At 61.4% G+C, this 18,521-nt stretch carries 15 protein-coding genes; 7 read left to right on the top strand and 8 right to left on the bottom strand.

The window, feature by feature from the left end; all coding sequences use genetic code 11:
- The first annotated feature begins 114 nt into the window (after positions 1 to 114).
- Both KQ659_RS18225 and KQ659_RS18220 read left to right on the top strand, forming a co-directional pair.
- Entirely contained in the window at positions 115 to 1,788 is a 1,674-nt protein-coding gene (locus KQ659_RS18225; protein ID WP_216679777.1) for a S41 family peptidase, read from the top strand.
- Positions 1,789 to 1,855: 67 nt separating this feature from the next.
- Positions 1,856 to 3,061 (top strand): homogentisate 1,2-dioxygenase, encoded by a 1,206-nt coding sequence (locus KQ659_RS18220; RefSeq protein ID WP_216679778.1) that lies wholly within the window; start codon positions 1,856 to 1,858, stop codon positions 3,059 to 3,061.
- A 96-nt stretch (positions 3,062 to 3,157) separates the two neighbouring features.
- Here KQ659_RS18220 and KQ659_RS18215 read toward each other — a convergent pair whose 3' ends face one another.
- The 5 genes from KQ659_RS18215 to KQ659_RS18195 all read right to left on the bottom strand — a co-directional run bounded on the left by KQ659_RS18215 (position 3,158) and on the right by KQ659_RS18195 (position 7,260).
- Positions 3,158 to 3,889: a hypothetical protein gene (locus KQ659_RS18215; RefSeq protein WP_216679779.1), complete on the bottom strand. Its 732-nt coding sequence runs from the start codon at positions 3,887 to 3,889 to the stop codon at positions 3,158 to 3,160.
- 215 nt (positions 3,890 to 4,104) lie between these two features.
- Positions 4,105 to 4,851: a hypothetical protein gene (locus KQ659_RS18210; RefSeq protein ID WP_216679780.1), complete on the bottom strand. Its 747-nt coding sequence runs from the start codon at positions 4,849 to 4,851 to the stop codon at positions 4,105 to 4,107.
- A 42-nt stretch (positions 4,852 to 4,893) separates the two neighbouring features.
- Positions 4,894 to 6,456 (bottom strand): hydroxymethylglutaryl-CoA reductase, encoded by a 1,563-nt coding sequence (locus tag KQ659_RS18205; protein WP_216679781.1) that lies wholly within the window; start codon positions 6,454 to 6,456, stop codon positions 4,894 to 4,896.
- Positions 6,457 to 6,531: 75 nt separating this feature from the next.
- Entirely contained in the window at positions 6,532 to 6,984 is a 453-nt protein-coding gene (locus tag KQ659_RS18200; RefSeq protein ID WP_216679782.1) for an energy transducer TonB, read from the bottom strand.
- Between the two features lie 15 nt (positions 6,985 to 6,999).
- The gene (locus KQ659_RS18195) at positions 7,000 to 7,260 is read right to left on the bottom strand and encodes a hypothetical protein (RefSeq protein ID WP_216688087.1); all 261 of its coding nucleotides are present in this window, start codon (positions 7,258 to 7,260) and stop codon (positions 7,000 to 7,002) included.
- A gap of 374 nt (positions 7,261 to 7,634) precedes the next feature.
- Here KQ659_RS18195 and KQ659_RS18190 point away from each other — a divergent pair, with 374 nt between their 5' ends.
- Entirely contained in the window at positions 7,635 to 8,450 is an 816-nt protein-coding gene (locus KQ659_RS18190; protein WP_216688088.1) for a phytanoyl-CoA dioxygenase family protein, read from the top strand.
- Positions 8,451 to 8,615: 165 nt separating this feature from the next.
- The gene (locus KQ659_RS18185) at positions 8,616 to 9,398 is read left to right on the top strand and encodes an SDR family NAD(P)-dependent oxidoreductase (RefSeq protein ID WP_216679785.1); all 783 of its coding nucleotides are present in this window, start codon (positions 8,616 to 8,618) and stop codon (positions 9,396 to 9,398) included.
- Positions 9,399 to 9,462: 64 nt separating this feature from the next.
- On the opposite strand, the gene KQ659_RS21940 is transcribed toward KQ659_RS18185, so the two are convergent.
- A complete protein-coding gene (locus KQ659_RS21940) occupies positions 9,463 to 10,143 on the bottom strand; it encodes a phosphatase PAP2-related protein (protein ID WP_216685907.1) in 681 nt (226 codons plus the stop codon).
- Positions 10,144 to 10,297: 154 nt separating this feature from the next.
- On the opposite strand from KQ659_RS21940, the gene KQ659_RS18175 reads away from it, so the two are divergent.
- The 3 genes from KQ659_RS18175 to KQ659_RS18165 all read left to right on the top strand — a co-directional run bounded on the left by KQ659_RS18175 (position 10,298) and on the right by KQ659_RS18165 (position 16,555).
- Positions 10,298 to 11,620 carry an amidohydrolase gene (locus tag KQ659_RS18175; RefSeq protein ID WP_394369617.1) on the top strand — a complete coding sequence of 441 codons (1,323 nt, stop codon included), beginning with the start codon at positions 10,298 to 10,300 and terminating at the stop codon, positions 11,618 to 11,620.
- Between the two features lie 229 nt (positions 11,621 to 11,849).
- Complete coding sequence (locus tag KQ659_RS18170) at positions 11,850 to 14,270, top strand: M4 family metallopeptidase (protein ID WP_216688089.1); 2,421 nt, start codon at positions 11,850 to 11,852, stop codon at positions 14,268 to 14,270.
- Between the two features lie 269 nt (positions 14,271 to 14,539).
- Positions 14,540 to 16,555 (top strand): M4 family metallopeptidase, encoded by a 2,016-nt coding sequence (locus KQ659_RS18165; RefSeq protein ID WP_216688090.1) that lies wholly within the window; start codon positions 14,540 to 14,542, stop codon positions 16,553 to 16,555.
- A 218-nt stretch (positions 16,556 to 16,773) separates the two neighbouring features.
- On the opposite strand, the gene KQ659_RS18160 is transcribed toward KQ659_RS18165, so the two are convergent.
- Both KQ659_RS18160 and KQ659_RS18155 read right to left on the bottom strand, forming a co-directional pair.
- Positions 16,774 to 17,508 (bottom strand): outer membrane beta-barrel protein, encoded by a 735-nt coding sequence (locus KQ659_RS18160; protein ID WP_216679789.1) that lies wholly within the window; start codon positions 17,506 to 17,508, stop codon positions 16,774 to 16,776.
- 81 nt (positions 17,509 to 17,589) lie between these two features.
- Positions 17,590 to 18,357, bottom strand: coding sequence for a tetratricopeptide repeat protein (locus KQ659_RS18155; RefSeq protein WP_216679790.1), 768 nt, complete (start codon positions 18,355 to 18,357; stop codon positions 17,590 to 17,592).
- Positions 18,358 to 18,521 lie beyond the last annotated feature (164 nt).

Genomic DNA, 18,521 nt, shown 5'->3' with positions numbered 1-18,521 from the left:
ATTATAGAAATCTGAAAATGGCTACCTTTCGGCACTTGAAACTGGGAAAATTTCAATAATTTTGAATTCTATCTAATACTATCCTATTGATTATTAACGCTACGCTTATCTCGCATGCCCACTTCTACCCCTGCTAACCAGGCAACTGGTGTGCTCGTCGGCTCCGGGCGGCGCGGCTGGCTGCGGCAGGCATTATTGCTGGTGCTGGCCATGGGCTGCGGCGTGTTGGTGGCCAATAATCCCTTCCAGCCCTCGTCGGAAAACCCCGATGCCACGGCCCGGGGCTACCTGCGCTTCAAGGAAATACTGAGCTACGTGGACCGCGACTACGCCGATTCCGTGGATACCGAAGGCCTGGCCGACTACGCCGTGGCCCAGATGCTGGAAAAGCTCGACCCGCACTCCGTCTACATCCCGGCCCGCGACCGCGAAAAAACCGATTCTTTCCTGCAAAGCGACTACGACGGCATCGGGGTCGAATTCAACACCTTCCGCGATACCGTGACGGTAGTGGCCCCGCTCAGCGGTGGCCCGGCCGAGCAGGCCGGCGTGCAGGCCGGCGACCAGATTCTGAGCATCGGCGGCAAGCGGGTTTCGGGCGCGCATCTCACCTCCGGGCAGCTGTCGCAGCTATTGCGCGGCCCCCGGGGCAGCAGCGTGGCTATCGAGCTGCGCCGCCACCGGCTGGCGCGCTCGCTGAGCTTCAGCATTGCCCGCAGAAGCATTCCCAATAGCTCGATTGATGCCGCGTACCTGGTTGATGACCAGACCGGCTACATTAAAGTAAGCCGCTTCGCTTCCAATACCTACGACGAGTTTAAGGCCGCCCTGGCCGACCTGCGCCGCCAGGGCCTCACCCGCCTCGTGCTGGACCTGCGCGGCAACCCCGGCGGCTACCTCGACCGTGCCACCCGCCTGGCCGATGAGTTCATCGCCGGCTCGCGCAAAATCGTGTACACCGACGGCAAGGGCGACCAGTACGACTCGCAGACCTACGCCAAAGTAGCCGGCGAATTTGAGGAAGGCTCCCTGGTTGTGCTCGTGGATGAAGGGAGCGCCTCGGCCGCCGAAGTAGTGGCCGGTGCCTTGCAGGACCACGACCGCGCCACGCTGGTGGGCCGTCGCACCTTCGGCAAAGGCCTCGTGCAGCAGCCTATCGCCCTGAGCGACGGCGGCGAGCTGCGCCTCACCATTGCCCGCTACTACACGCCGGCCGGTCGCTCCATCCAAAAACCCTACGGGGCCAACTACGCCGAATACAGTGCCGAGCTGAGCGGCCGCTCCGACCGGGGCGAGCTGCAATCGGCCGACAGTATCCACTTTTCCAACAAGCTGCGCTTTCGCACCGACCACGGCCGCACCGTGTATGGCGGCGGTGGCATCATGCCCGATGTGTTCGTGCCGCGCGATTCGGTGGCCCATTCCGTTTACTATACCAAGCTGCTGAGCCACGGCGTGGTCCGCGCCTTCGCCCTGAGTTTCTACCAAGGCCACAAGGCCGAGCTGGAAGGCCTGCGCTTTGAGCAGTTCAACGCCACCTTCCGCATCACCGATGCGCAGCTGCTGAGCCTGACCGCCCAGGCCACCCAGGATGGCGTGAAGGCCGACGCGGCCGCCGTGCGCCGCTGCGCGGCGCTGCTGCGCAACCAGCTAAAGGCCTACATTGCCCGCAGCGCCTACGGCACCGTGGCCTACTACACCGTGCTCCGCGAGCAGGATGCTGAATTGCAGCGCGCCCTGCACGTGGTGAGCGACAGCACCGCGCAACTGGCCCTGCTGGGGAAGTAGGGGAGGAGTTTCGCGCGGGCAGAGCCGTGTTCCGTAACTTCACAGCTCCATCCCACCCTCGTTTGTTATGTCGCATTACCACCGCCTCGGCCAGATTCCGCGCAAGCGCCACACCCAGTTTCGCCAGCCTGACGGCTCCCTGTATTCGGAGCAGCTGGTGGGCACGCTGGGGTTTCACGGCGTGTCGTCGCTGCTCTACCATGTGCATCCGCCGACCCAGATTAAGCACGTCGGCACGCCCCGGCCTTTTGCCCCGAAGCTAATTAAGGACCGGCCGCTCCAGCCCGAGCACCTGCGCACCTTGGCCCAGACCAGCACCGGCGGTGACTACCTGGCCGCCCGCCAAACCCTGCTCGGCAATGCCGACGTGACGATGAGCATCTGCAATCCCACGGAGAAGCGGATGGACTATTACTATAAAAATGCCCAGGCCGACGAGGTGATTTTCGTGCACGAAGGCCGGGGCGAACTGTGGAGCCAGATGGGCAAAGTAGCCTTCGAGCCCGGCGACTATGTGGTGGTGCCGCGCACCGTTATCCACCAGCTGCACTTCGAGGAAGGCCCCGTGCGGCTCATGATTATCGAGTCGTTCAGCCCCGTGGAAACCGTGCGGCGCTACCGCAACCACTTCGGCCAGCTGCTGGAGCACTCGCCCTACTGCGAGCGCGACATGCGCCCGCCGAGAGAGCTCATTACCGAAGAATTCCCGGAAGGCGATTACCTGGTATATACCAAAAAGGAAGGCCTGCTGCACGAGTTGACCTACGCGCACTCGCCGTTCGACGTGGTGGGCTGGGACGGCTATTTCTACCCCTACGCCTTCAGTATCCACGATTTTGAGCCGATAACCGGCCGCCTGCACCAGCCGCCGCCCGTCCATCAGACATTTGAGGGGCATAATTACGTTATCTGCTCCTTCGTGCCGCGGCTGTTCGACTACCATCCGCTCAGCATTCCGGCCCCCTACAACCACTCCAACGTCGATTCGGATGAGGTGCTGTACTACGTGGCCGGCAATTTCATGTCGCGCAAGGGCGTCGATTTGGCCTCTTTCACCTGGCACCCTACCGGCCTGCCGCACGGCCCGCACCCCGGCACCGTGGAGGCCAGCATCGGCAAAAAAGAAACCCACGAGCTGGCCGTGATGCTCGACACGTTCCGCCCGCTCTACCTCACCGAAACGGCCCTGCAATACGTGGACGGCCGCTATCCCATGAGCTGGAACCCCGGCTTCGTGCCCGACCCACCCCGCTCAGCCGATATGATGGACTAGGCGGTGAGGTGTGAGAGATGGTGAGTTTGATGTTCGATTGATGCAGTTGGCGCAAGTACAACATCAAACTCACCATCTCACCATTTCACACCTCACCTACTTTACCACCGCCACGCGGTTGTAGTGGTCCAGCATCTTGGCCACGTCGGCGGGTTGGTCGTATTGCAGGTGCTGGGCGTTGGCGAAGGTGCTGATTTCGGTATCGCGCTTGCCAAACAGGCGCAGCACGTCGCCTTGGTTGAGGGTGATGGGGTGCAGCGGCTCCGTGGGCTCGTTGCCCACGCCCACCAGCAGCATTGGAGCCATGGAGAGGCGGCCGGCCGTGGCATCGGCTCCCGAGGAGTAGAGGCGGGCCAGCAGCAGCGGGCCGGCATCCACGGCCGTGAGCACTTCCACGAATTCGCGGCGGGTGCCGGCGCTGCCTTCCTTCACCAGGCGGGGGCGGAAGCGGCGCAGGGCATCGGCCCCGGTACCGCCCATCTCGCCTATATCGAAGCCGCGCAGGCTGCCCACCGGCCACAAGTGCGTCGAATCGGTATTGATGGAATCCTGGGCTTCGAGCAGGCGCATGCCGGCGTGGAAGCGCACGCCCGGCACGGGCCGGTAGCGCCCGTCGAAGGTGCGCAGGGCGCCCAGCTGAAAGGTGCCATCGCCGAGGAAGCCGGTGGCCTGGGTTTTCAGGCTAGCCCGCAGGGTGGCGGTGGTGGGGTTGCGGTTGCTTTGAGCGTAGATAGTGCGGGCTTCAGCCTGTTCCTTCGCGGCCTGCGCGTTTGCTTGTTGCCCGCTGGCGAGTAGGAAAATAGCAAATAAGTAAGGATGAAGTTTCACTAAAGACAATAAAAGAAGGTGAACGTTACAGAGGACGTCAAAAATACGATAATTAGGCGGTTACGCACTGTTTAAGCCTCGATTTCAAGCACCGTGCCAGTCCGGGGCCAATTGTTATTCCGGCAAAGCAGGAATCTGGATGCAGTCGTCGAAACACAGTCCTCAGGTTCCTCCTTTGTCGGAATGACAAGTCCTGCTCGGCTATGCAAAGCACTTCAGGGTTGTTTGAAGGATATCTGATTATAATATTCCACCATGCGCAGCACCTGGCCCAGGTCGGTGTAGCTCAGGTGCTGTTTGGCGGCCCAGGCCGCTACTTCGGGACCGCGGCTGCCAAAGAGCTGGCTCACATTTTTTTGGCTGAGGGGCAGTGCCCGCAGGGATTCTTTGGCCACAAGGTCGGTGCCGGCCAATACCGTTTGACCGATTTCGTTGCGCTCCGGCTGAATTTCGGTGCGCAGGATGGGGTCGAGGCGGGCATCTTGGTGCCGGTAGCTGTGTAGCACGGCCAGGGCCAGGGGGCTGTTGTCGGACTGCGTCAGTACTTCCACAAAATCGAGCCGGGTGCTGCCGTTGCGCACCAGCTTACTGCGGAAGTGCCGCGCCTCGCTGCCCCGGCCCAGGTAGAAGCCGTCGAGGCTGCCGGGCGGCCATACGTGGCTGCCGGTCGAGTCGCGCACTTCGAGCAGGCGCAGGGCCACGTTGTATTTCAGGGCCGGCACCCGCACCCGGCGCTTATCGAGCAAGACCAGGGTGCCGGGCTGCTCCGCGCCCTCCAGATAGGCTTCGGGGGCACTCACTAGGTCCTTGCGCATCCGGGCCAGGGCATCGGGCGAATTGGCCCGCTGGTATAGGTCCATCCCGAGCTCCCCAAGCTCGCGCGAGGATTGCATCTGCGCTTGCGCACGGCCTGCCCCCAGCCACAGGCCAACGACCAGGAAGGCTAGTTTTTGCAGTTTCATTGAGTAGAGGTAGGAAAGGGTAACTGTTTGTATCAGATGCTTCTACCGGTTGCGGCCGTACTGCTCGTGGCTGCTCACCCAGTCGGAGCTGCTGATGGCCGCGCCCAGGCTTAGCTCGCCGGCCAGCACCACGCCGGCCACTATCTCGGCAAACTTGCGCACCGTGCCCCGGCCCACGCAGCCCAGCATTTGCAGGCACTCGTTTTGGGTGGCCAGGCCGGTGCCGCCGCCGTGGGTGGCCACAATCAGCGACGGAATGGTGATGCTGATGTACAAATCCCCGTCCTTATTCACTTCCGAATACAGGATGCCGGCCGAGGACTCGCTCACGTTGGCCACGTCCTGCCCCGTGGCAATGAACATGGCCGTGATGCCGTTGGCCGAGTGCGCGCCGTTGTTGTTGGCCCCCGAAATGAACGCGCCCACGTTGCTCACCTGCCCGTGGTAGGCCAGCTGCTCGGGCGTCACGCGCATGCGTTGCATCAGGATGTCGCGCTTGATGACGGCTTCGGCCACCACGCGCTTGCCCCGGGTGCGCATTACGTTGATTTGGGAGGCCTTTTTGTCGGTGGCGAAGTTCGATTCGAGGTAGAAATGCTCCACTTTCGCGCCCTTGTAGTTTTCCAGAATCCAGGAGCAGGCGGCGAAGGTGGCGCGGCCCACCATGTTCTGGCCGGCTGCGTCGCCGGTGCTGAAATTGAAGCGCAGGTAGGCGAATTTGTTGCTCAGGTACGTGTCGATGTACTGCAGCTTGGCCACGCTGGAGGTGCTTTCGGCCTGCGGCCGAATCAGGCCAATGTGTTCTTCCACCCACAGGCCAAAGTCGCGCGCCCCGCGCGCATCCTCGAACACGAACACCGGAGCCCGCTGCATGGCATCGCCCACCACGGTGCACTTCACGCCGCCGCACAGGTTGAGCACCTGCATGCCGCGGTTGTAGCTGGCCACGAGCGTACCCTCGGTAGTGGCCATCGGAATCAGAAAATCGCCCTGGGCGTGCTCGCCGTTCACGGTCAGCGGCCCGGCCAGGCCCACCGGAATCTGGGCCACGCCCAGGAAATGCTCGCAGTTGCCCTGCAACTGGTGGGCATCGAAGGAATAGTGCTTGAGGTGCTTAAATTCTTTGTCCGCAAATTGCTCGGCGAAGCGCTGCCGGGCCGCGATGGCGGCTTCGGAGTAGTCGTCTTCCTCGGAGCGCGGAATGCGGGGCTGGGAGCTGGCCACGCCCACGATGGCATCTTCCACTTCCACATGAAGGTCGCCGAAAACGTCGGTCGAAAACCACATCTGCACCGGATGAATGCCCTCGGGCAGGGCCGGCATGTCGACCATTACCGTGATGGCGCGGCCCACGGGCAGCTCCACGGCCTGCCCGTCGGCATCGATGGCCGTGGCAGCGCGATGCTCGCCATTGCCCAAATCAACCCGGATTTTCTCGGCCGGCACCACCACATCACCAATCTGCACTTGCTTGAACGCCGTCACTTTCACGGTGTCGAGCCGGTTTTTGAGGCTGAAGGCCACACCTGCGTTCTCGGGCAGGTTGTGTAGGCTGCCACGGGTGTAGAGCAGCTTGAGAAGCATGGGGCTGGGCGTGAAAATCATTGCGGGGAGGGTGGGGGTTAGGTGTGGAAGGGTGAAGGTGGGGAATTTTGGTCGGAATGCGTAAGCAGGTCGGGTTTATTTCAGTTTGAAGGTAATCGGCAACGTCATACCCACAGGCACAGGTAGTCCGTTTTGTGAGCCAGGCCTGAACGGCGGTAGGCTCCGTACCACCAGTAACACAGCGTCATCAAACTTGGGATTGAATGTTTTGATAACCCTTGCATCACGAACCTGACCAGTAATATCTATGGTAAAAGAGACGAAAATCCGGCCTTCTGCTGCTACGATTTTGCCATTTTCCTGGGGCCATGCTATTCGCTGCTGGATATAGTCAATTACCTCGCGGTTGCTGCCACCGTGCTGAAATACGGGCATTGCTTCTGTCATTTCTCCATACACTCGGTCTTCAGACTTGGGCGAGGCTAACACTGCCTTATCAGCTCTTGGCAAGGATGTTTGCTGTTTTACCGGCCGCCGCACCTGCGCCAGCGCCTCCCGCGCCGTCAAGCCCTGGCCCACTACCAGCACCAGCGCCAGCAGGAACTACTTTAGGCACCGCGTCAGTGTTACCGGCACCTGCTGCACCTGCTGCACCTGCGCGGACCGAAAGCTGCCGCAGACCCGGCCATCGGGGGCGGCGGAGCGGGCGGCAGCCAGGTCAGCCACGGGGTTTGCCGACTGGCTGAAATCCTGCACCACCCGCTGGCAGCTGGCGCAAAAATGGCCTTGTGCGTGGGCCTGGAAAGCCGCTGGCCCTACGGCATACGGCTGTAAAACGGCGTTAAAAGTGGGCAGCAGGAGCATCGGCCGGGCAGATTGGAGGGAGAAAAGATAGGAGTTTTCGCGATTAGTACCCTCTTCCCAACGCCGTTGCGGCCGTTTCCTTGCGTGCGACGGCCCCGGCTCCGTACTCCCGGGTCGGGGCCGGTATCAGAAGAAGGATTGAGCGTTAAAGCATTGCAGGCCGGTAGCCGTTAGCGCGCGGGAGCACCGGGGCGGTAATTCATCATCGGTTCACGTGCCTAACGCGTATTTGCCGCATCGAAACTACTGCGCGGCGGCGCGGTTATAGCCGCCGTGCTGCTCCCGGTCCGTGTCCAAAAATCGGCACAGGCCACGCCGGACGTATTACCTTTGCGTGTCGCCCGGGAATACCCGGCGGCCGCCAAATTTCTGTTATGGCCTTATCCTCTGATTATCCACGCTTCACGCTCGGCAGCACTCTCACCGCCGAGCAACGGGCCTTTTTTACTAAATACGGTTTCCTGCACTTCCGGCCTTTTGCCTCGCCCGAATATGTTCAGCAAATCCTTCAGGCTACCCAGGAAGTGCAAGCCAGATGGCTGGCCGAAGGCGTAGAAAAGGTGAACGGCGTACCCATTAAGTACGGCCACGACGTGGACGGCTCGCGCATTGTGCAGCGCTTCGCCTTTGCCTCGCAGCACCATCCTGTGTTGCACGAGTTGCTTCAGGACGAGCGTTTCGAGGCCCTTTTTCCCCTCCTCGAGGCCGAAGGCGGCCGCGTGGGCGAGAATGAAAAGGACGGCCTTGTGGTGAACCATTACGTGAACGTGCCCGGCTCCGAATTCAGCCAGATGGGCTGGCATACCGACTCGCTGCGCGACGTATTCTACGGCAAGCGCATCGGCCCCATGCTCAACGTGGGCCTGCACCTCGACGGCACCAAGGCCACCAACGGCGGCCTGCGCGTGATACCCGGCACTCACCGCCAGGGCCTGCACAAGATGCTGTTTCGCAAGAAGTACTACAAGGACGTGTACTACGACCCCAACGAAATGGCCATCGAAACCGAGCCCGGTGACCTCACCGTGCACGATGGCCGCATGTGGCACCGCGTAGCTCAGTCGCCGCTCATCGGCCTCGAAAGCCGCCGCCGCGTGATGTATGTGCCCATCATCTCGGGCAAGTACCAGCCCAAGAGCGAGGACAGCCCCACGCCGTTCTACCTGCGCTTTTTGCACTTGGTGAAGTAAGCTGGACGAAGAAAAAAGGCCGTCATGCTGAGCGGAGTCGAAGCATCTCTACAGCGTAACTAATCCCAATCGACAGGATTTAGTATTGAGGTAGAGATGCTTCGACTCCGCTCAGCATGACGGCCTTATAGCAATACTAAATACTGCATTATCCCCATCGAAAAAATGGCCTACGCTCTCGTTACCGGCGCTTCGCGCGGCATTGGCCGGGCCATTGCCCTTCTTCTGGCCCAGCGCGGCTACGACCTGCTGCTGGTGGCGCGGTCCGAAGACCAGCTCACCAACCTGGCCCTCGAAATCGGCACCCGGCACAAGCGCCAGGCCCACGTACTGGCCACCGACCTGGCTGCCCCCGCCGCCGCCGAAACCGTGGCCGCCTGGGCCATTCAGCAAACCGAGCAGCTGGCCGTGCTGGTGAATAATGCCGGCTACGGCCTCTGGGGCCGCTTCGAGCAGCTCAGCCTGGCTGAGCAGCAGAATATGCTGCAGCTGAACATGCACCTGCCCGTGGCTCTTACCCACGCCCTGCTGCCGGCCCTGCACAAAACTCCCAAAGCCTACATCCTGAACGTGGCCAGTACCGCCGCCTACCAGGCCGTGCCTTCGCTGACGCTGTATGCGGCCAGCAAGGCGTTTTTGCTGAGCTTCAGCCGGGGTTTGCGCTACGAGCTGAAAACCAGTAATATATCCGTTAGCTGCCTGAGCCCCGGCGCCACCACCACCAGCTTTGCCGACCGCGCCGGCATGGGCGCCGAGCTGCAAGCCACCGCCAACAAAGTGTCGATGACGCCCGAAGCCGTGGCTACCGCCGCCGTGAACGGCCTGCTGGCCGGCGAGGCAGAAATCATCCCCGGCGTACTCAATAAAGTGTCGGCCGGCCTTACCAGCGTGGTACCCAAAGGCATTGTGGAGAAGATTGCCGCCGGGATTTACGAGAAGTATTTGTAGCGCGGACTTTTAGTCCGCGAGTAGCCCGGTTCAGGCCATTCAACTCGCGGACTAAAAGCCCGTGCTACTTCCGGCACACGCGCCCGGCCAGCCAGTAGGCGGCCCCGGCGAAAAACGGCGCGGCCAGCACATCATACGAGTAGTGCACGCGCTGCACCAGTACCAGCACGCCCACGGCCACGCTCATCAGGCCCAGCACCCAGCGCCAGCTGCGGCCCCGGCCTACCAGTGTGAGGAGCACCATGGTGGCGGTGTGGCCCGAGAAAAACAGGTCGCGCACGATGGGCTGGGTGGTTACTTCGAAAATGCGGTCCATCACCGGGTCGTGCAGAATGACCAGCGTGGTGGGCGGCTCCAGCGGCAGCAGCCACAGCGTGCCCATGCGCAGCAATTGCAGGAAATAATAGGCCCACAGCGCCGGTAACAGCCGTTGCGGCCGGGGCAGCAGGTAGGCCAGCGTGGCCGCGATGGCCCCGTAAATGAGCGCAAACGTGAGGGCCGAAACATCGTGCACCGGCAGCAGCTCCAGCAGCGGGTCGGGGAGCCGCTGGCCGGGCCGCGCCTGAATGAAATGATAGAAGCCCGGCACCACCGGCAGCAGGCACAGCAGCAGCAGCACCACTGCGCCCAGCCGCAGGCGGAAACCCTTTGATGCCCAGGCCGCCGGCCAGGAGCGTGGGCGGCCCGGCTGATGCGGGGCACTCACGGGGTGGGGCAGGGGGGCAGGCGTCAGAATCGTAGCCACAAAAAATAACGGGTTCAGATAATGGAAAGGCAATAAACCAACGCGCAAAAATACGTCCCGGGCTGAACAGTAGCGCGCTGGTTGGCCACGGTGGCGTAACATTGCCTACCGGCCGAAACGTGCCGCCCGGCTTTCATTCCTCATTCTTGATTTTATGATGCGCTTTTTACTTTCTGCTTTGCCGGCCGGCCTTGTGCTGGCGCTGGCCGCCGCCCCCACCGCCCACGCCCAGAATGCGGCCCTCGATGCCCGTATTGCCCAGCTGGCCACCCAGGAAGAAAGCAAGGTCATTGCCTGGCGGCGCGATATTCACGAGCATCCCGAGCTGGGCAACCAGGAAACCCGCACCGCCGGCATCATCGCCGCGCACCTCAAAAAGCTGGGCCTGGAAGTGCAGACCGGCGTGGGCCGCACCGGCGTGGTGGGTATTTTGCGGGGCGGCAAGCCCGGCCCCGTGGTGGCCCTGCGCGCCGATATGGACGGCCTGCCTCTCACCGAAAACAACGACTTGCCCTTCGCTTCCAAGGTTAAAACCACCTACCTGGGCCAGCCCGTGGGCGTGATGCACGCCTGCGGCCACGATACCCACGTGGCCATGCTCATGGGCGCGGCCGAGGTGCTGAGCCAGGTGAAGGCCGACCTGCCCGGCACCGTGAAGTTCATTTTTCAGCCCGCCGAGGAAGGCTCGTTGCCGGGCGTGGAGGGCGGGGCCAAGCTCATGGTGCAGGAAGGCGTGCTCGACAAGCCCAAGGTCGATGCCGTGTTCGGGGTGCACATCAGCGCCGGGACCGAGGTGGGCAACCTCACGTACCGCCCCGGCGGCGAAATGGCCAGCTCCGACCGCTTCACCATCAAGGTGCACGGCAAAGGCTCGCACGGGGCCTACCCCTGGAACAGCGTGGACCCCGTGGTGACGGCCGCCCAGATTATCATGGGCCTGCAAACCATCGTGAGCCGGCAGGTGAAGCTGATTGACGATGCGGCCGTGGTCACGGTGGGCACCATCAACGGCGGGGTGCGCTACAACGTTATTCCGCCCGATGTGGAGATGTCGGGCACCATCCGGGCGCTGAACCCGGCCGTGCAGCAGCAAATATGGGCCAGTATCCGCCGCATTGCTACCAACATTGCCGAGAGTGCCGGGGCCACCGCCGACGTTACCATCGACCCCTACGTGCCCGTGACCATCAACGACCCCGCCCTCACGGCCCAGATGCTGCCCACCCTGCAAGCCGCCGCCGGCCCGGCCCACGTGCGGGAAATAAAAGCCGTGACCGGGGCCGAGGATTTTGCCTTCTATCAGGAGAAGGTGCCCGGCCTGTTTCTCTTCGTGGGTGGCATGACCAAAGGCCAGGACCCCGCCACCGCCGCCGACCACCACACGGCCGGTTTTCGCATCGATGAAAGCGGCCTTACGCTGGGCGTAAAAACCCTGGCCACGCTGGCCGCCGACTATCTGAATGCTGGTAAACGGTAGCAAAAATCAAACCATGTAATGGTTCTGGCTAAAGGAATATTACAATTTGGTTAAGTGCAATTGTGTCTTCATTGTTTTTTCATGAAACGTACAAAATTCGGGTATTATTGTCGAATTAATGGTAATTGAGGCCTTTCGCTAATAAAGTTGCCTATGTTGCGGCAGGTTTAGTGCAAAACGTTAAAAAATTGCTAAGCCTCGATTTCTCACCATTAACCTGAATAGTTGCATGAAAAAACAATACTCAGCTGCTGCATTGCTGATGCTCAGCTCACTGGCTGTCAATGCCCAGGATGCGTCGCGCATTCAAAGTAAGGTACTGGGCGACGACAGCCAGCCATTGCTGGTTGCGTTCAATGCCGAAGGCAAAATGGCCCTCCGTGGGCTGGACGCCAACCAGGTGCTGCGCCAACAGCTGGCCCTCACGCCAGCCGACGAAATGCGCGTAGCCCGCGTCGAAACCGACCAGCTCGGCTTCACGCACCAGAAATTTGCCCAGTACTACCAGGGCATTCGCGTAGAGCACGCCGACTATACGGTACACGCCAAGGGCGGTACGGTGGAAAGCATCAGCGGCGACTTTGAGCGCATTTCCAAGCTCAATACCACGCCTGGTATCAGCGCCACCGCCGCCCTCACCCAGGCGCTGGCCTCGGTGGGCGCCCGCAAATACATGTGGCAAACCACCGAAGCCGATGCCGCTTCGTATGCTCCGAAGGGCGAGCTGGTAATTGTGCGCGACACGCGCACCAGCTCTACCGGCCCGCTCGTGCTGGCCTGGAAATTTGACGTGTACGCCCAGCAGCCCATCAGCCGCGCCTACGTTTATGTAAATGCCAGCACCGGCGAGGTGGTCCTCACGGATGCCATCATTAAGCACACTGCGGCTACGGGCACGTTTGCCACGGCCTACAGTGGCAGCCGCTCCATCAACGACGGCACTACTACGGGCGGCTATTTCCTGCGCGAAGGCACTACCCGCGGTCTGGGCATCGAAACCTACAACTGCAAAAAGGGTAATAGCTATACCTCTGCTACCGACTTCATCGACGCCGACAACAACTGGACGGCCGCCGAATACAACAACACCAACTTCGACAACGTGTCGGGCGATGCCCACGCGGGTGCTCAGGCCACTTACGATTACTGGAAAAACGTGCACGGCCGTAATTCCTACGACAACGCCGGTGCCAAAATCAAGAGCTACGTGCACTTCGATGATACCCCTGGCGACGGTGTGGGCTACGAGAATGCGTACTGGAACGGTTCGGTGATGACCTACGGCGACGGCGCAACGCGCTTCCGCCCCCTGACGGCGCTGGACGTGTGCGGCCACGAAATCGGCCACGCCGTGTGCGAAAAAACGGCCAACCTGACCTACTCCAACGAGTCGGGCGCGATGAACGAAGGCCTGTCCGATATCTGGGGTGCTTCGATTGAGGCCTACGCTGTGGCCAGCCTGGGCTTCACTTCGGGCGGCGTGAAAGCGAAGTCGACCTGGCTCATTGGCGAGGAAATCGACAAGCAGCAGGCTGCTTTGCGCTCGATGAGCGACCCCAAATCCCTGGGCCAGCCGGCCTACTACAAGGGGGTTAACTGGTACACTGGCACCGGCGACAACGGCGGCGTGCATACCAACTCGGGCGTGCTCAACCACTGGTACTATATCCTCGCGGCCGGCGAGTCGGGCACCAACGAAGGCGGTGGTACCTACAGCGTGACCGGCCTAGGCCTCGACGCGGCTGCCAAAATTACCTACCGCATGGAGAGCGTGTACATGGTCGCTTCCTCGACCTACGCCCAAGCCCGGACCTACTCCATCCAGGCCGCGACCGACCTCTACGGAGCCGGTTCGGCCCAGGTAATAGCCGTGACGAACGCGTGGTTTGCCGTGGGTGTGGGCGCTGCTTCGGGCGGCACCACTACGCCTACCTATTGCACCATCAAAGGCACCAGCCAGGCGTTTGAGTGGATTGACCTCGTGAATATCGGCAGCATCAACCGTACTTCGGGTTCCGATGCCGGCTACTACAACGGCACCGCCCTGAGCACCAGCCTCGCTGCCGGCTCCAGCAATACCATCTACTTCAGCGCCGGCTATGCCTCTACGGCTTACACCGAGTACTGGAAAATCTACATCGACTACAACAAGAATGGTGTCTTCACCGATGCGGGCGAACTGGTTGTAAGCGGTTCGGCCGCCAGCACCGGTACCCTTAGCAGCACCTTCACGGTGCCCACAACGGCCCGCAACGGCACTACCCGCATGCGCGTGGTGATGAGCGACAACTCGGCCACTACCAGCTGCGGCACTTTCAGCTACGGCGAAGCCGAAGACTATACCGTGAACATCACCGGCGGTGCGGCGCTCACCGGCGTGGCTACCCTCAGCGGCAGCAGTGCTACGCCGCTCGGCAACGAGGCTGCCCGCACCTTGGAAGTGTACCCGAACCCCGCTTCGGAAATGCTGAACATCTCGGTACCCGGTGAGGCTACCAGCGTGCAAATCTCGGACGTGCGTGGTGCTCGCATGAGCGATGTTTCTTTCGCCAATGGCCAGGTAAACATCAGCCGCCTCGCGAAGGGTATGTACACCATCACCGTGAGCAACGGCGAGAAAGTGTTCCACCAGCGCTTTGTGAAAGAATAGTCACTCTTTCACAATTTATAAAAAGGTCCGCCAGCAATGCTGGCGGACCTTTTTTTCTTTTAGTAGCCGATAATATTTTTTAGTGGTTCAATTTTATCTAGTTGAAATTCAATTTATTGAGTTGCTGGTAATAAAATTCGGACATTACTGTAATTATGATGTTAACATGAAGTATTTAATGAAAAAATCATTAAGTTGCGGCGTAAACACTGATGAAATCTGACCCTCAGCGTTGCCAACAAATTCCACCACCATCTTTCCCATTCGTTATGCTTAATAAATACTCTGCTGCCACGCTGCTGCTGCTTAGCTCGCTGGCTACTAATGCCCAAGCGCAGGATGCCCGCCGCATCCAAACCAAAGTTTTGGGCGACGACAACCAGCCCGTGCTGGTGCAGTTCAGCGCCGAAGGCAAAGCCGCCTACCGTGGTGTCGAAAGCAGCCAGGTACTGCGCCAGCAGCTGGCTCTCACCGATGCCGACCAGATGCGCGTGGCTCGCGTGCAAACCGACGAGCTCGGCTTCACGCACGAGAAGTTTGCCCAGTACTACCAGGGCATTCGCGTAGAGCACGCCGACTACACGGTTCACGCCAAGGGTGGCACCGTGGAAAGCATCAGCGGCGATTTTGAGAAGATTTCGGGCCTGAACACCACGCCTGGCCTGAGTGCTTCGGCCGCCTTGGACCGGGCACTGGCTTACGTGGGGGCCCATAAATATATGTGGCAGGACCTGGGCGAGGAAACGCTGCTGAAGCAGGAAACGGGCAAGTCGTCGGCCAGCTACTACCCTCAGGGCGAGCTGGTGATTGTGCGCAACGAGCGCTCGACCAAAGCGGAGGTGATGAACAAGCCGGTACTGGCCTGGAAGTTCGACGTGTATGCCCAGGAGCCGGTGAGCCGGGCCTTTGTGTACGTAGATGCCCGCACCGGCGAAGTCGTGCTACAGGACAACATCATTAAGCATACCAGCGCCACGGGCACGTTTGCCACGGCCTACAGCGGTAGCCGCTCCATTGGCGACGGCACCACCACCGGCGGGTATTTCCTGCGCGAAACCGGCCGGGGCCTGGGCATCCAGACCTACAATATGAAGAAGGGCACTCAGTATGCCCGCGCCACCGACTTCATTGATGCCGACAACAACTGGACGGCCGCCGAATACAACAACGCCAACTTCGACAACGTGGCCGGCGACGCCCACGTGGGAGCCGAAGCAACCTACGACTACTGGCAGAACGTGCACGGCCGCAACTCCTACGACAACGCCGGCGCCATCATCAAGAGCTACGTGCACTACAGCCGCAGCTACGAGAATGCCTACTGGGACGGCACGCGCATGACTTATGGGGACGGCGCCACCCGCTTCCGCCCCCTGACGGCGCTGGACGTGTGTGGCCACGAAATCGGCCACGCCGTGTGCGAAAAGACGGCCAACCTGACTTACTCCAACGAATCGGGCGCGATGAACGAAGGCCTGTCCGACATCTGGGGTGCTTCGATTGAGGCCTACGCCGTGGCCAACTTAGGCTTCACCTCCAGCGGCCCCAAGGCAAAGTCAACCTGGCTCATTGGCGAGGAAATCGACAAGCAGCAGGCCGCTCTGCGCTCGATGAGCGACCCCAAATCGCAGGGCCAGCCCGATTACTACAAAGGCATCAACTGGTACACCGGCACCTCCGATAACGGCGGTGTGCACACCAACTCGGGTGTTATCAACTACTGGTACTACCTCATTGCCGACGGCAAAGCCGGCACCAACGAGAAAGGCGTGGCCTACTCGGTAGCCGGCCTCGGCCTGGATGCCGCCGCTAAAATCACCTTCCGCATGGAAGACGTGTACATGGTGGCCAGCTCGACCTACGCCCAGGCCCGTACCTACTCCATTCAGGCCGCTACGGACTTGTACGGCACCGGCTCGGTGCAGGTGCAGTCGGTAACCAACGCCTGGAACGCCGTGGGCGTGACCACCGGAGCCGCCCTTGTAGCCCAGACGGGCCCTACCGGCGCCCCCGCCATCAGCGGCGCGGCTTCGCTGACGGGCGTGGCTTCGGCCCATGCCCTGAGCCTGTACCCAATGCCGGCTACCAGCGAGCTGCATCTGCTGCTCGACGGCAATGCTGAAATCGTGCGTGTGAGCGTGAGCGACCTGCGTGGTGCCATGGTGGCCACCACCCGCTACAATGGCAGCGGCACCCTCGACGTGAGCAGCCTGGGCAAGGGCATGTACGTTATCAACGTGAGCGACGGGGTGCAGACCTTCCATCAGCGCTTTGTGAAAGAGTAGTTCTCTTTTTGAGTTAGTGAAAAAAGGCCCGTCAGCATTGCTGGCGGGCCTTTTTTTCTATCATCCTGAGCTTGCGAACCGAAGGTCGGCGTAGCCAAGGACCTTATCACGTTTTGCCCGTTTGGATTACTGTAAACTGAGCTCCGGCGATAAGGTCCTTGGCTACGCCGACCTTCGGTTCGCAAGCTCAGAATAATATACGCAATTAAACCAGGAACTTACTTCAGCGCATAGTCCAGCTTTAGCATTACCGTGCCAAAGCCGTCTTTGCTGGCCGAAGCCCCGCCGAGACGCAGGTTGATGTCGTCGAGCTGGTCGGTGGTGGTGAAGTAGTAGTTGCCTTCGAGGTTGGCGCGCAGCTTATCGGTGAGGCGCACGCCGAAGCCCGCGCCCACCGGGAACGCGCCGGCCAGGGCCGGGTAGTCGTTGCGCTCGGGCGGTAGGAAGGACGTGGCATCGTTGGCGCGCTCCGTGCCGTAGTAAGCCTGCGGATTGTAGAGCAGCAGCCCCGCGCCGCCCTGCACAAACACCTGGAAAACGGGCGCTTCGGCCATGGAGGACGCGAAAACGGACTCGTCGGGCAGTAAATCGAACCGGAAGAAAACCGTGCCCAGGCCGTTGGTGCTGGTGAAGGCCAGGCCGCGCTCCTTGGCTTTGTCGCGCGCGCCCATCTGCACGTAGGAAAACTCACTGCCCAGGTGCAGGTGTGGCGTGAGGCGGTAGAGCACGCCCAGGCTCAGGGCCGGGCCCAGGAAATTATCGCTGGGGCTGTTGCCCAGGTCGCCATTATAGAGGGCCGTGCCGCCGCCGAGCGTGACGTGCAGCGGCCCCCGGAAGTAGGCCCGCTCCTGGCGGTTGTAGTGCCGCACGGGGCGGTGGTACTGCGCCAGGGCCGGGTGGCTGCTAAGTGCGCCAGCCGCCAGCCCTCCAAAAATCAACGAGCGAAACCGCATACTATCCAACTAAAGTGAAGCAAAAAATGCCTATTCGGAACCCAACGCCCAAACCGCTGAAATCCGTCTGCCGGCCGGGGTTTATTTGAAGATGCCCTGCGGGTCGGGTAGCTTGGTCAGCAGGTCGGTGACGAGGTCGAAATCGAGGCTGCCGACGCTGGCGTTCTGGCCTTTGTGCACAGCATCCCAGGCTTCGGCATACTTTTCCTGGTAGTAGAGGCCGCGGGCCAGCTGCTGCCAGCCGTTGGCGTTGGTGGGGTCGGCGGCGGTGGCGCGCTGCAACAGGGTCAGGCCCATGGCGAGGTCCTTTTTCTTCTTGGTCTGGCCGTAGCGGATGAGGTAGCTCGCGCCCAGGTCGCTCATGAGCAGGGTGCTGGTGGGGGCAATGCCGAACCCCTTGCTCAGCAGGGTAATGGCGGCGTCGGGGGTGGGCTGGCCGCTGGCAATAATGCCCAGGCCGCGGTAGGCTTCGGCATTCTGTGGGTTGAGGAGCCAGGCCAGGTTGAAGCGGTAGGCAGCGGTGTCGGGCTGGTTTTCGCGCAGGTATTCGTAGCCCTTATTGGTGAAGAACGTGCTGGCTTCGGTCGTGGAGGCGAAGCTGGCGGCAATGGCCTTGAGCTGCGCCTCGCCGATAACCTGAGTGGCCTGCGTGGGGCTGAGGCCACCGAACAGGGGCTGCAGGCGCATGGGCTTGCTCGGGGCCGGGGTGGCCAGGCTGCCATCGGCGTTCACGGTGGGGGCGGCCGCGCCCTTGCGCTGGGCCTGGGCGGGCGCGGCTCCCAGCAGGCCTGCCAGCAGCAGGGCGGCCAGGGCCGCCGAAATATTCTTAGGCAAAGCAGAAATCGACACGGGTGCGAATAAATAAATGAGGGAAGCCCGGCCCGGCAAAAGCCAGCCAGCAGCCGTTCTGACAAAGATAAAGCCAATGCTGCCAAGCACCCGACCCCGGTGCCACGCCACTGCCGGGCAAACTGCCGTCCCGGCCCGGGCGTAGGTGTAGCTCCTGCGCCGGC

Origin of the sequence: Hymenobacter siberiensis (assembly GCF_018967865.2) — a bacterium.
Taxonomy (GTDB): domain Bacteria; phylum Bacteroidota; class Bacteroidia; order Cytophagales; family Hymenobacteraceae; genus Hymenobacter; species Hymenobacter siberiensis.
This window is presented reverse-complemented; position numbering and strand designations above follow the sequence as displayed.

Coding starts and splice junctions, on each gene's coding strand:
- KQ659_RS18225 (WP_216679777.1), top strand. CDS start 115: ATGCCCACTTCTACCCCTGCTAACCAGGCAACTGGTGTGCTCGTCGGC.
- KQ659_RS18220 (WP_216679778.1), top strand. CDS start 1,856: ATGTCGCATTACCACCGCCTCGGCCAGATTCCGCGCAAGCGCCACACC.
- KQ659_RS18210 (WP_216679780.1), bottom strand. CDS start 4,851: ATGAAACTGCAAAAACTAGCCTTCCTGGTCGTTGGCCTGTGGCTGGGG.
- KQ659_RS18205 (WP_216679781.1), bottom strand. CDS start 6,456: ATGATTTTCACGCCCAGCCCCATGCTTCTCAAGCTGCTCTACACCCGT.
- KQ659_RS18195 (WP_216688087.1), bottom strand. CDS start 7,260: ATGCTCCTGCTGCCCACTTTTAACGCCGTTTTACAGCCGTATGCCGTA.
- KQ659_RS18190 (WP_216688088.1), top strand. CDS start 7,635: ATGGCCTTATCCTCTGATTATCCACGCTTCACGCTCGGCAGCACTCTC.
- KQ659_RS18185 (WP_216679785.1), top strand. CDS start 8,616: ATGGCCTACGCTCTCGTTACCGGCGCTTCGCGCGGCATTGGCCGGGCC.
- KQ659_RS18175 (WP_394369617.1), top strand. CDS start 10,298: ATGATGCGCTTTTTACTTTCTGCTTTGCCGGCCGGCCTTGTGCTGGCG.
- KQ659_RS18170 (WP_216688089.1), top strand. CDS start 11,850: ATGAAAAAACAATACTCAGCTGCTGCATTGCTGATGCTCAGCTCACTG.
- KQ659_RS18165 (WP_216688090.1), top strand. CDS start 14,540: ATGCTTAATAAATACTCTGCTGCCACGCTGCTGCTGCTTAGCTCGCTG.
- KQ659_RS18160 (WP_216679789.1), bottom strand. CDS start 17,508: ATGCGGTTTCGCTCGTTGATTTTTGGAGGGCTGGCGGCTGGCGCACTT.